Below are 12710 nucleotides of genomic sequence, written 5' to 3' on the forward strand. Positions count from 1 at the left end.
TGTCAGACTCCTATCGGCATATGTTCTGCGCTGCGTTCTACCTTACGCGGAGCAACGATTTCCTTCCACTGCGACAATGCCTTGTTCACGGCGCCGTTCGGCTCGCGTTCGATGAAGCGACCGTCGCCCGGCTCGGCCGTAACCTTGCCCTTGTTGAAGGCGACGCGACCGCGAGAGAGCGTCACGACCGGCAGGCCCTTCAGCTCGAAACCTTCAAACACATTGTAATCGATGGAGGAGTGCTGAGTCTTGGCCGAAACCTTCTTGGTGGCTTCCGGGTCCCAGATCACCAGATCGGCATCGGCTCCCGGCAGGACAGCGCCCTTTTGCGGATAGATGTTGAGGATCTTCGCAATGTTGGTCGACGTCACCGCAACGAATTCGTTCGGCGTCAGGCGACCGGTGCGAACACCACGCGACCACAAGACCGGAAGGCGTTCTTCAAGGCCGCCGGTGCCGTTCGGTATCTTGACGAAATTGCCGATGCCATAGCGTTTCTGCTCGGTGGTGAAAGCGCAATGGTCGGTCGCGACGCATTGCAGGCTGCCAGCCGCAAGGCCAGCCCACAGGCTGTCCTGATTGACCTTGTCGCGGAAGGGCGGCGACATCACGCGGCGCGCCGCATAATCCCAGTCCTTGTTATGATATTCGCTTTCGTCCAGCGTCAGGTGCTGGATCAGCGGCTCGCCGAAAACGCGCATGCCCTTTTGCCGGGCACGGCGGATCGCTTCATGGCTCTGCTCGCAGGAAACATGCACCACATAAAGCGGCACGCCTGCCTGATCGGCAATCATGATGGCGCGGTTGGTGGCTTCGCCTTCCACTTCCGGCGGGCGCGAATAGGCATGGGCTTCCGGTCCGTTATTGCCTTCGGCCATCAGCTTGGCCTGCAAATGGGCGACGACATCACCGTTTTCAGCATGAACGAGCGGCATGGCGCCCAGTTCCGCGCAGCGCTGGAACGAGGCGAACATCTCGTCGTCATTCACCATCAGCGCGCCCTTATAGGCCATGAAATGCTTGAAGGTGTTGATGCCGCGCTTCACCACTTCGGCCATCTCGTTGAAGGTGCGCTCGTTCCAGCCGGTGATGGCCATGTGGAACGAATAATCGGTGCGTGCCTTGCCCGCTTTCTGGAACCACTCCTGAAGCGCGTCGAGCAGATTGCCCTCGGAATCCGGCAACACGAAATCGACGACCATGGTCGTGCCGCCCGCAAGCGCTGCCGCCGTGCCGGTGTCGAAATCGTCGGACGAATAGGTGCCCATGAAGGGCATTTGCAGATGGGTATGCGGATCGATACCGCCGGGCATGATATAACAGCCGGTCGCGTCGATAATTTCATCGCCGGTCAGATTGTCGCCAACGGCAGCAATCTTCTCGCCTTCGATGAGAACGTCGGCTTTAAAGGTGCGGTCGGCAGTGATGACTGTGCCGCCCTTGATCACTTTACTGGCCACTGTTCGTTCCCCTTTTTGGTTTTGTTGCGAAACAGAAGCCGTATTGGATGGCAGTGAAATCAGCTTACAATTTCAGCAGTCTCCAATACGGCATGCAGAAGCACGTCGGTCCCGGCCGACGCCCAGTCCTTCGAAATTTCCTCATCTTCATTGTGGCTCAACCCGTCGACGCAGGGGCACATGACCATTGCCGTCGGTGCAACGCGATTGACCCAGCAGGCATCGTGGCCAGCACCGGAAATAAGATCGCGATGGCTGTAACCAAGCCGTTCAGCGGCATTGCGGATGGCCTCCACGCAGCCCTTGTCGAAGGTGACAGGATCGAAATGGCCAGCCACTTCGATCTCGATGCCGATACCCAGTTCCTCGGCAATCTTTGGCGCTTCCTGCTCAAAACGCGCCTTCATGCCGTCGAGCACAGCCTGATTGGGTGAGCGGAAATCCACCGTGAACACCACCGTGCCCGGCAGGACATTGCGCGAATTGGGCGAGACGTCGATATGGCCAACGCCGCCAACGGCATCCGGCTGATGCGCCATGGCGATTTCGTTGACGAGTTGCAGCATCTTGCCAAGGCCGAGGCTGGCATTCTTGCGCATCTTCATCGGCGTTGAGCCGGTATGCGCTTCCTTGCCGGTCAGCGTCACTTGCAGCCACCACAGGCCCTGACCATGGCTGACGACGCCGATGTCTTTGTTTTCAGCTTCGAGGATCGGTCCCTGTTCGATATGCAGTTCGAACATGGCGTGAATTTTCCGCTGGCCGACAGGCTCGTCGCCTTTCCAGCCGATGCGCTCCAGCTCATCGATGAACTTCTTGCCCTTGGCGTCGGTGCGCGCATAGGCCCAGTCCTGATCCAGCACGCCTGCGAACACGCCCGAAGCCAGCATGGCGGGTGCGAAACGGGTGCCTTCCTCATTGGTCCAGTTGGTGACCACGATGGGGCGCTTGGTGCGGATATTCATGTCGTTCAGCGTGCGCATGACTTCGAGGCCGCCCAACACACCCAGAACGCCGTCATATTTGCCGCCGGTCGGCTGCGTGTCGAGATGGCTGCCCATATAGACGGGGTCGGCATCGGCATCTTCGCCGGGGCGAAGGAAGAACATGTTGCCCATGGTGTCGACGGTCATCGACAGTCCGGCCTTTTCGCACCATGACTGGAAAAGCTTGCGGCCTTCACCGTCTTCATCGGTCAGCGTCTGGCGATTATTACCGCCGCGCAGGCCCGGGCCAATTTTGGCCATGTCCATCAGGCTGTCCCACAAGCGGTCGCCATTGACTCTGAGATTGCTGGTGAGCACCATGCGCTCGACCTCCTCATTGTATGGATGCGTTGGATACCCCGCCAATTCTGGTTCTGGCTCGTATCCACCCGCTTAAAATGTTCCCGCGACCCGGCTCTTTGGCCACAATATTCTTGCCTGAATTGCAAAAACTTGACTAGTTGGTCAAAATGCAGGCTAGAAGAGCGTTCGAAGACGGTCAAGCGCTTTTGAAAAATTCTACACTGCCGAAAGGTGTCAAATGGCCACAGCCCCTTCCGCACCCCCATCTGTCTCATCCCCCACCCATGCCGATCCGGCTGCACATGAGAAGACGGAAGGCGCGACGCGCATCCAGGGCATCAATCGCCGGCTCATTCTCGACGCGGCGCTGGAAGTGTTTTCAAACTACGGATTTCGCGGCTCGACCATCGACCAGATCGCCGAGAAGGCGGGCATGTCGAAGCCCAATCTCCTCTATTATTTTCCGCGCAAGCAGAACATCTATGTGACGGTTCTGGAAGATACGCTCGCCACCTGGCTGGAGCCTTTCGAGAATATTGACCCGGAAGGCGATCCGCTGGATGAATTGCGCCGCTATATCGCGGTGAAGCTGGAAATTTCAGCCAAAAAACCGGAGGCTTCGCGGCTTTTCGCCAATGAAATCCTGCACGGCGCACCAGCCATTTCCGATTTCCTGAAGGGGCATCTGAAGCAGCTTGTGGATGAAAAGGCGGCTGTCATTCATCGCTGGATCGCGGAAAAGCGCATCGCGCCCGTCGATCCTTACCACCTGATTTTCACGATCTGGGCGGTGACGCAGCATTATTCGGATTTCTCGGTGCAGATTTCCGCAATACTGGAAGACCGCACCCAGAAGCCCGGCTTTTACGATGAAACGGCGGCGGCAGTCAGCGCCATCATCCTTGACGGAATTCGCCCGCGGGACGAACCTGCCGGATCATGAAAACGATTCGCATTTCAGCAGCCATCATCCGCGACGAGGCAGGCCGGTTCCTGCTGGTGCGCAAGCGTGGCAGCACCATCTTCTTCCAGCCCGGCGGCAAGATCGATGCGGGTGAACAACCCGAAATCGCGCTTATCCGCGAGATCGAAGAGGAGCTTGGCATCCATATCGACGTGAGCCAGTTGCGTTATGCGGCGAAGATGTCAGCCCCTGCCGCCAATGAGGTGGACGCGACCGTGGAAGCGGAGCTTTTCCATCTGACCCTGAAGGATGGTCAGGTGCCAGTTGCTTCCAGCGAGATCGAGGAGCTGATGTGGAACCCGCCCGGCGACCAGACGCGCCCGGTGGCCCTGCTGTCGCAGAGCATTCAGGCGCGTTTCAAGGACTTCTGACACGCACACGGTTTGTTGTAAGTCCATCGCGAAAACCGTTTCACAGTTTTCGCGATGTGCACTAACAGTTCTGCGAATGGGAGAACGCCGCCAGTCATGCGCGGTGTGAGGAAGTGAGGATTTCATGGGATTCAAGGCCACCGAACGGCGGGTGCTGGGCCGCACCGGCCTGTCAGTTACGGCGCTTGGTCTGGGAACGGCGCCGCTGGGCGGGCTTTACGAGCCTGTCTCGCGCGCAGATGCGACGGCGCTGTTGCAAGCAGGCTGGGACAGCGGCATCCGCTATTTCGATACTGCGCCGATGTATGGTTACACCCGCAGCGAGCATCTTCTGGGCGATATGCTGCGGGAGACAAACGAGCCTTTCGTTATCTCCACCAAGGTTGGCCGCCTGATGACCACCGAGCGCGCCGGGCGCAAGCTGCCGCCAGCGCCGCCGAAGAACGAATTCGATTCCGGCTGGTGCAACGGGCTCAAGTTTCAGGAAGTTTTCGATTACAGCTATGACGGCATCATGCGCAGTTTCGACGACAGCCAGCAGCGGCTCGGCTATCCCGATATCGATCTGCTCTATGTCCACGATATCGGTCGCGTCACCCATGGCGATCTGCACGAGCACCATTGGGGCGCGCTGACCAGGGGCGGCGGCTTTCGCGCACTGACCGAACTGCGCGATGCGGGCAACATCAAGGGCTTCGGGCTTGGCGTCAATGAATGGCAGGTCATTCGCGATGCGCTGGACGAAGCCGATCTTGATTGCTCGCTTCTGGCTGGACGTTACTCGTTGCTGGATCAGGACGCGGAAAAGGAATTCCTGCCGCTGGTGCAAAAACGCGGTATGGCGCTGGTCGTGGCCGGTGTGTTCAACTCCGGCATTCTGGCGTCGCCGCGCGGCGGACAGCAGAAGTTCAACTATGCCGATGCGCCTGCCGAAATCATTGCCCGCACCGAACGGCTGCACGATATTTGCGATGGCTTTAACGTGCCTCTGGCCGCCGCCGCCGTTCAGTTCCCGATGATGCATCCGGCAGTGAGCTGCATTCTCGTCGGCGCCCGCACACCGGAACAGATCCGCACCAATGTGGCATGGTTCGAGCAGACTATTCCCGATGAGCTCTGGAAGACCTTGCGTGCCGAGGGACTGATCGTCTGATCTCTTTATGGCGAAATGAAAAGCGCCGGGTTTCGCCCGGCGCTTTCTCTTCTGTGATAGTTTTTTATTCCGCCGCTTCCGTCACAGCCATCGGGTTGTTCGGATGTGTGGTCCAGTTGGCATAATCCGGCGCAATCGGCGCCTTGGTGCGTGGATCGACGCCGCCGATCTGCTCCATGGTGATGCAGTCCTCGACCGGGCAGACATTGACGCAGAGATTGCAGCCGACGCATTCCTCATCGATCACCTCGAAATGGCGCGCGCCATTGACGAGATTGGTGATTGCCTGATGCGAGGTGTCCTCGCAGGCAATGTGACAGCGACCGCACTTGATGCAGAGGTCCTGATCGATGCGCGCCTTGGTGACATAGTTGAGGTTTAGATACTGCCAGTCGGAAACCTGCGGCACGGCCATGCCGCGGAAATCGTCGAGCGTTTCATAGCCCTTCGAATCCATCCAGTCCGACAGGCCGTCGATCATTTCTTCCACGACCTTGAACCCGTAGGTCATGGCCGCCGTGCAGACCTGCACCGTGCCGCAACCAAGCGCGATGAACTCTGCCGCATCGCGCCATGTCGTAATGCCGCCAATGCCTGAAATCGGCAAGCCGTGGGTTTCGGGATCGCGGGCGATTTCCGCCACCATGTTGAGCGCGATGGGCTTCACCGCCGGGCCGCAATAGCCGCCATGGCTGCCGCGACCGTCAATCGACGGCACCGGCGACATGCGGTCGAGATCGACCGAGACGATGGAGTTGATCGTGTTGATCAGCGATACGGCATCCGTACCCGCTGCATGAGCGCCGCGCGCTGGCTTGCGAATGTCGGTGATGTTGGGCGTCAGCTTGGTGATCACCGGCATGCGGCTATATTGCTTGCACCATTTGACGACCATGGCGACATATTCCGGCACCTGACCGACAGCCGCACCCATGCCGCGTTCGCTCATGCCATGCGGGCAGCCGAAGTTCAGCTCGATGCCGTCCGCGCCGGTTTCCTCGACCAGAGGCAGGATCGCCTTCCAGGCTTCCTCCTCGCAAGGCACCATGATCGAGGCGATCAGCGCGCGGTCCGGCCAGCGCATCTTCACCTCTTTCATCTCGCGCAGATTGACCTCCAGCGGGCGGTCGGTGATCAGCTCGATATTGTTGAGGCCGAGAAGCCGCCGGTCTGCGCCATGGATCGCGCCATAGCGCGGGCCGTTGACATTTACCACTGGCGGGCCTTCCGAACCCAGCGTCTTCCATACCACGCCGCCCCAGCCCGCCTTGAAGGCGCGCTCGACATTATAGGCCTTGTCGGTCGGCGGGGCCGAAGCCAGCCAGAAAGGATTGGGTGATTTGATGCCGAGAAAATTCGTTGAAAGATCAGCCATGTCTTGAACCTCCTCAGCCTTGCTCGTTGCCAAGCTGGGTCGTTGCCCAATGATCGGACGGGACACTTCTGTCCCGCGGGGATGCTGTCGTGTGGTGCGCGCCGCCGGAAAGCACGGCTTCTGCAAAGCCTTCCACTGGCTGCGGACGCCGTGTCAGCGTTGCATGAATCGACTCGGCGGCAACTTTGCCCGCCTCGACCGATGCGACCGTCAGGTCCTTGCCGCCTGCAACGCAATCGCCGCCTGCCCAGATGCCTTCAACCGAGGTGCGGCCTTCCGCATCCGCGCTGATCCGGCCCTTGGCCATGCCGATACCGGAGCCGCGCAGCGGTTCTGGATCGAATGTCTGGCCGATGGCCTTGAACGCCTGATCGGCTTCAAGCGTCAGATATTCACCCATGCCGACCAATTTGCCGTCCTGATTGCCGGTATATTCAAAGGTCACGGCATGGACGATGCCGTCGCCGCTGCGTTCCAGCGCATGGGGTTGCAGCCAGTGTCGGATTACGACGCCATGGATCTGCGCCAGTTCCTGCTCATAGGCGCTGGCATTCATGTTTTCCTGACCGCGCCGATAGACGACGGTGACATTTTCCGCGCCAAGCTTCTTGGTCTGGATCGCGACGTCGATAGCCGTCATGCCGCCGCCAATGACAACCACATTGCGACCGACGGGGAGGGTGGACAGGTCCTTCGCCTGACGCAGATTGGCGATGTAATCGACCGCGTCGAGAACATTGGGCGCATCTTCGCCAGCAAGGCCAAGATCGTTCACGCCCGGCAGACCCATGCCGAGGAACACCGCATCATGGCCCGCCTTCAGCGCTTCGATGGTGATGTCCTGGCCCAGTGTCTGGTTGTATTCGACGGTGATGCCGCCGATTTCCAGCACGAATTCCAGTTCGCGCTGGGCGAAATTATTGACGGTCTTGTAGGCCGCAATACCATATTCGTTGAGGCCGCCGCCCTTGGCGCGTGCTTCGAACACGGTGACCTGATGGCCTTTCATGGCCAGACGGTGTGCTGCCGAAAGACCGGCAGGACCAGCGCCGACCACGGCGATATGCTTGCCGGTTTCCGGTCCGCGCTTGAAGGGCTGCTTGCCCTCGGCCATCAGAACATCGGTGGCGTAGCGTTGCAGATTGCCGATCTTGACCGGCTTGCCCTCTGCCGTTTCGCGCACGCAGACTTCTTCGCACAGCGTTTCGGTGGGGCAGACGCGGGCGCACATGCCGCCGAGAATGTTTTCGCTCAGGATGGTTTTGGCCGCGCCGACCGGATTGCCCGCATTGATCTGCCGGATGAACATAGGAATGTCGATGCCCGTCGGGCAGGCATTCATGCACGGCGCGTCATAGCAGAAATAGCAACGGTCGGATTCGACAATGGCTTCGTGCCGCGTCAGCGGCGGATGCAGATCGTCAAACACATGCACATATTCACCGGCCGCAAGGCGCGCGCCGTGAATGTCAGGCGTGTGGCCCGCTTCTGCATCAATGGATGAACTGCCTGCGGATCCCCTCGTGGAAGGATTCATGGATCGCATCTCCCATTTTTATCTACAGTATTGGCCCAAAAATCGGGATCGACCTTTGGAAATCACGATGCGTAGAAATGCTTCAGAGCGACCTTTGTGCGTCCCTGTAGACGCCTCGGTGCTCTATGCGACATGCGGGTTCCCTTTGCGCAATGCCGCTCATGTCCGGGCTGCAATCTTGCCGTTGCCTGCTCCGGTTAAGGGTAGGATGACAGATTTTTTCGGAAGGTCAAATTTTTTATCATCTGGTCAATTTATGATTCCAGACGTCAAGAAATAGGCGGTGCGAGGCACCGCTTTTCAAGCCAGATAGATGGTTTGAAATTATGCGGTTTTTGCCGCTTTGCCGGATGCGGCTTCGGCAATATTGGCGAAGAACCGGTCTGCAACCTTGCGCGCGACCGAGCCGAGCAGCCGGGTGCCGAGCTGGGCAATCTTGCCGCCCGCATCGCCGCGTATGGCGTAGGAGAGGATGGTTTCGTCGCCATCTTCGGTCAGCGTCACATCGGTGACGCCGTGCGCAAAACCGGCAATCGAACCCTCGCCATGGCCCGAAATCGTATAGGAGGCGGGCGGGTTCATGTTGGACAGTTCCAGCATGCCGTGGAACCGGACTTTGATAATACCAAGATTGACCTTGAGCGCGGCGCGGATTTCGGTTGGCGAGAGACGTTCAATGTCTTCGCAGCCGGGAATGCAGTCTCTCAGCGTCTCAATGTCGTTCAGCGCGTCCCACACCGCCTGTCTTGGCGCTGCTATGCGTTCTTCACCTATCAGGTCCATGCTTTGCTCCAGACGCGTCCTGCTATCAATGTAATTTGATTGATAAGATGTATATGGCAATCTATCCAAATAGGAAGTTTCGGTGATTTAATCGCCGCATTCTTTCTTAAACTGCCCTAATATCCGCGATTAAATCGATTTGATTCGGGAGTAGCATCATGGCAAGAGACGCGACGAAGCTTGAAGCAACGGTCGCTAAGCTGAAAAAGCATTGGACGGAGAACGCCCCGCACGACATGCGCGCGGCATTTCAATCCGATCCGGGCCGGTTCGAGCGTTATTCGCTCTCGCTGGACGATCTCTTGTTCGACTGGTCGAAATGCCGGGTCAATGACGAGACCATTGCACTGCTGAAGGAACTGGCCGAGGCCGCCGACGTGGAAGGCCGCCGCGCCGCCATGTTCGCAGGTGAGCACATCAACAACACCGAAGATCGCGCCGTGCTGCATGTAGCCCTGCGCGACACCTCGTCGAAGGAAGTGCTCGTCGACGGCCGCAATGTGCTGCCGGATGTGAAGCAGGTTCTGGATCGCATGGCGGCCTTTGCTGACGGCATCCGTTCGGGCGCGCTGAAGGGCGCGACGGGCAAGAAGATCACCGACATCGTCAATATCGGCATTGGCGGTTCCGACCTTGGCCCGGTCATGGCCACGCTGGCGCTGGCGCCTTATCACGATGGCCCGCGTGCGCATTTCGTTTCCAACATTGATGGTGCGCATATTGCCGACACGCTGGCTCCGCTTGATCCGGCGACAACGCTGATCATCATCGCCTCGAAGACCTTCACGACCATCGAAACCATGACCAATGCGCAGACGGCGCGCAAATGGATTGCCGATGCGCTGGGCGAAGCTGCCGTGGGTGCGCATTTCGCCGCCGTTTCGACAGCGCTCGACAAGGTCGCGGCCTTTGGCATTGCCGAAGAGCGCGTGTTCGGTTTCTGGGACTGGGTCGGCGGTCGCTATTCGGTATGGTCGGCCATTGGCCTGCCGGTGATGATCGCTGTCGGTCCGGATAATTTCCGCAAGTTCCTCGCCGGTGCCCACGCCATGGATGTGCATTTCCGCGATGCGCCGATGGAGAAGAATTTGCCAATGTGGCTTGGCCTGATCGGCTATTGGCACCGGGCGATCTGCGGCTATGGCAGCCGGGCAATCATCCCTTACGACCAGCGTCTGTCGCGTCTCGCCGCCTATTTCCAGCAGCTCGACATGGAATCGAACGGTAAGAGCGTGACTGTGGACGGCAAGCCGGTTTCCGGCCCGACCGGTCCGGTTGTCTGGGGCGAGCCTGGCACCAACGGCCAGCACGCTTTCTTCCAGCTTTTGCATCAGGGCACGGATACGATTCCGCTGGAATTCATCGTGGCGGCGAAGGGCCATGAACCAGCGCTCGACAATCAGCATGAAATGCTGTTGGCCAACTGCCTCGCGCAGTCGGAAGCGCTGATGAAGGGTCGCACGCTGGACGAGGCCCGCGCCCAGTTGCAGGCGAAGAAAATGCCGGAAGCCGATGTCGAACGCATTGCGCCGCATCGTGTATTCTCCGGCAACCGCCCGTCGCTGACGCTGGTGCACGATATGCTCACCCCATATGCGCTGGGTCGCCTCGTCGCGCTTTATGAACACCGTGTGTTCGTCGAAGCGCAGATTTTCGGCATCAATGCGTTCGACCAGTGGGGCGTGGAACTGGGCAAGGAACTTGCGACCGAATTGCTGCCGGTGGTTTCCGGCAAGGAATCGGCTGGCGGTCGCGACGCCTCCACGCAAGGTCTTGTCGCGCATCTGCACGCACGACGCAAAGCTTGACGGCATAATCCTGCGTAATAGAAATGATGTGGAGCCGGGTTTGACAGGTCCTGAGCCTGGACCCGGCTCTATTCGTATAAAATGAAATGGGACGAGAAATGAAGACTGAGATCATCAAATTTGCGGGCGACGTGCCGGGCAATGCCATCGAACTGCGCGTGCTGCGCTTTGCGGGCAAGGGCGGCGATGCGCCGACCGCTTATCTGCAATCCTCGCTGCACGGTTCGGAACTGCCGGGGCAGGCTGCGCTTCATTTCCTTATCCCGATGCTCAAGAAGGCTGGCGAAGAAGGCCGCATTCTGGGCAACATCACCGTGGTGCCGCAGGCCAATCCGATTGGTTCGAACCAGTGGCAGACCTATCAGCATCAGGGCCGTTTCGAGATGTTCTCGGCGGTGAACTTCAATCGCGCATTCCCGCTTCTGCCCGACTTCGACACGTCGGAACTGCCCGGTCCCGACGCGCCGGAAGCACTGGCCAAGCGCCTCAAGGCCACGCTTCTGAAACTCGCACTGCCGAACGACATCGTGCTCGATCTGCATTGCGACGACGAGAGCGAAAACTATGTCTATATCGCGAATGATTTCGTGGAAGACATGAAGGATCTCGCCGTCGCGCTCAATTCCACGGCAATCCTTGCCTGGGACACCACAGCTGACGCTGCCTTCGAGGAAGCCTGCGCGCATCCCGTTCTGCAACTGCCGAAAGACAAGCGCAACATGAAGCGCCGCGCGGTGACCACGGTGGAATTCCGCGGCCTGACCGATGTTTATGCCGATATGGGCAAGGGCGACGGGGAAGGTCTCTATAAGTTCCTCGTGCATCGCGGCGTCATTCGCGACGAGAGCGTCAAGCTCGACCTCGACTATAAGGGCCTCATCTCGCCGCTCTCGAATGTCGAAATGGTCCGTGCGCCGCAAGGCGGCATGGTGTTCTTCCATGTCGAGCCGGGCGATGTGGTGGAAGCAGGCGCGAAGCTTGTCACGATTGTCACCGTACCGGGCGAGCCGGAACACGATATCGTCATGACCGCCCCGCAGGCCGGTCGCATCCTGACGCGCCGCTCGCTGCGCTATGTGCGCCGGGGTGATGATCTTCTGAAACTGCTCGGCGCGAAGCCGTCTTCCGTCAAGAAGCGTGCAGGCGCACTCGAAGCATGAGTGTGACGCCCTTAGCCGATCGCCTGAAAGACATCCGTGCCGTTCTTTTCGACAAGGACGGCACGCTGATCGATTTCGACCGCACCTGGTTTTCAGTGTCGTGGACATTGGCGCAGCGTGCTGCGAAGGGTGACGAGCAGCATGCTCGCTCTCTGCTCGATGCTGGCGGCTATGACTGGGCGGCAAAGCGCTTCCGCGCCAATTCGGTGATCGCGGCGGGCACAGTGGAAGATATCGTCTCGCTCTGGCATCCGGAGCTGGACAAGGCGGATTTGCGCAGTGTGATCGGTGAATATGACCGCTATGCGGTCGAGGAGGGCGCGCGTTCGGCGGTTGCCATCGAAGGCCTGCGTGAAACGCTGGAAGCACTGCGCGGCATGGGCTATCGGCTCGGCATTGCGACGAATGATTCCGAGGCGGGCGCCCATGCGACCGCCAAGGCGCTCGGCATTGAGGGCTTCTTCGATGTGATCATCGGTTATGACACGGCGGCACGACCGAAACCCTATCCCGATCCATTGCTGCATTTCGCTGAGAAGCTGGGGCTTCAGCCGCGTGAAATCGCCATGGTGGGGGATAATCTGCACGATCTCGAAACCGCCCATGCGGCGGATGCGGGGCTTGCGGTCGGCGTCCTGTCAGGCAACAGCCCGCGTGAAGCGCTGGAACCTCGTGCCGATATCGTGCTCGATTCCGTCGCCGGTCTGCCGGAACTGCTGAAGGTTAAGGGTTGAACCATTCCATTTTCTGATGCTGGCTTCAGAAGAATTCATCCCTGCGGCACTTGCAGACGCAGGGAGCTGCGATAGC

The 12710-nt window shown here is 59.3% G+C and carries 11 protein-coding genes; 6 read left to right on the forward strand and 5 right to left on the reverse strand.

Annotation, left to right across the window (positions count from 1 at the left end):
* Positions 1 to 2: 2 nt before the first annotated feature.
* Together hydA and FGI60_RS15600 are read right to left on the reverse strand one after the other, a co-directional pair.
* Positions 3 to 1460 (reverse strand): dihydropyrimidinase, encoded by a 1458-nt coding sequence (hydA, locus tag FGI60_RS15595; RefSeq protein WP_113533706.1) that lies wholly within the window; start codon positions 1458 to 1460, stop codon positions 3 to 5.
* A gap of 59 nt (positions 1461 to 1519) precedes the next feature.
* On the reverse strand, positions 1520 to 2767 hold the full coding sequence (locus tag FGI60_RS15600) for a Zn-dependent hydrolase (RefSeq protein ID WP_138785975.1): 1248 nt from the start codon (positions 2765 to 2767) through the stop codon (positions 1520 to 1522).
* A gap of 220 nt (positions 2768 to 2987) precedes the next feature.
* On the opposite strand from FGI60_RS15600, the gene FGI60_RS15605 reads away from it, so the two are divergent.
* From FGI60_RS15605 to FGI60_RS15615, 3 genes are all read left to right on the forward strand, one after another.
* Entirely contained in the window at positions 2988 to 3692 is a 705-nt protein-coding gene (locus FGI60_RS15605; protein ID WP_138785976.1) for a TetR family transcriptional regulator C-terminal domain-containing protein, read from the forward strand.
* The gene (locus FGI60_RS15610) at positions 3689 to 4084 is read left to right on the forward strand and encodes an NUDIX hydrolase (RefSeq protein ID WP_138785977.1); all 396 of its coding nucleotides are present in this window, start codon (positions 3689 to 3691) and stop codon (positions 4082 to 4084) included. The genes FGI60_RS15605 and FGI60_RS15610 overlap by 4 nt, the downstream gene beginning before the upstream one ends.
* 124 nt (positions 4085 to 4208) lie before the next feature.
* A complete protein-coding gene (locus tag FGI60_RS15615; protein WP_138785978.1) occupies positions 4209 to 5237 on the forward strand; it encodes an aldo/keto reductase in 1029 nt (342 codons plus the stop codon).
* A gap of 64 nt (positions 5238 to 5301) precedes the next feature.
* On the opposite strand, the gene preA is transcribed toward FGI60_RS15615, so the two are convergent.
* The 3 genes from preA to FGI60_RS15630 form a co-directional block, all read right to left on the reverse strand.
* Complete coding sequence (preA, locus tag FGI60_RS15620) at positions 5302 to 6612, reverse strand: NAD-dependent dihydropyrimidine dehydrogenase subunit PreA (RefSeq protein ID WP_078337885.1); 1311 nt, start codon at positions 6610 to 6612, stop codon at positions 5302 to 5304.
* 13 nt (positions 6613 to 6625) lie between these two features.
* Positions 6626 to 8149 (reverse strand): NAD(P)-dependent oxidoreductase, encoded by a 1524-nt coding sequence (locus tag FGI60_RS15625; RefSeq protein ID WP_374843935.1) that lies wholly within the window; start codon positions 8147 to 8149, stop codon positions 6626 to 6628.
* Positions 8150 to 8473: 324 nt separating this feature from the next.
* Positions 8474 to 8932 (reverse strand): CoxG family protein, encoded by a 459-nt coding sequence (locus tag FGI60_RS15630; RefSeq protein ID WP_138785980.1) that lies wholly within the window; start codon positions 8930 to 8932, stop codon positions 8474 to 8476.
* A gap of 158 nt (positions 8933 to 9090) precedes the next feature.
* Between FGI60_RS15630 and pgi the strand changes: the two genes are divergently transcribed.
* The 3 genes from pgi (at position 9091) to FGI60_RS15645 (ending at position 12634) form a co-directional block, all read left to right on the forward strand.
* Positions 9091 to 10740, forward strand: a complete 1650-nt coding sequence (pgi, locus tag FGI60_RS15635) for a glucose-6-phosphate isomerase (RefSeq protein ID WP_138785981.1) — start codon at positions 9091 to 9093, stop codon at positions 10738 to 10740.
* A gap of 98 nt (positions 10741 to 10838) precedes the next feature.
* Positions 10839 to 11900 carry a succinylglutamate desuccinylase/aspartoacylase family protein gene (locus FGI60_RS15640; RefSeq protein WP_138785982.1) on the forward strand — a complete coding sequence of 354 codons (1062 nt, stop codon included), beginning with the start codon at positions 10839 to 10841 and terminating at the stop codon, positions 11898 to 11900.
* Positions 11897 to 12634: an HAD family hydrolase gene (locus tag FGI60_RS15645; protein WP_138785983.1), complete on the forward strand. Its 738-nt coding sequence runs from the start codon at positions 11897 to 11899 to the stop codon at positions 12632 to 12634. The genes FGI60_RS15640 and FGI60_RS15645 overlap by 4 nt, the downstream gene beginning before the upstream one ends.
* Positions 12635 to 12710 lie beyond the last annotated feature (76 nt).

This window comes from Brucella haematophila (assembly GCF_005938105.1).
In the GTDB taxonomy this organism is placed as follows: domain Bacteria; phylum Pseudomonadota; class Alphaproteobacteria; order Rhizobiales; family Rhizobiaceae; genus Brucella; species Brucella haematophila.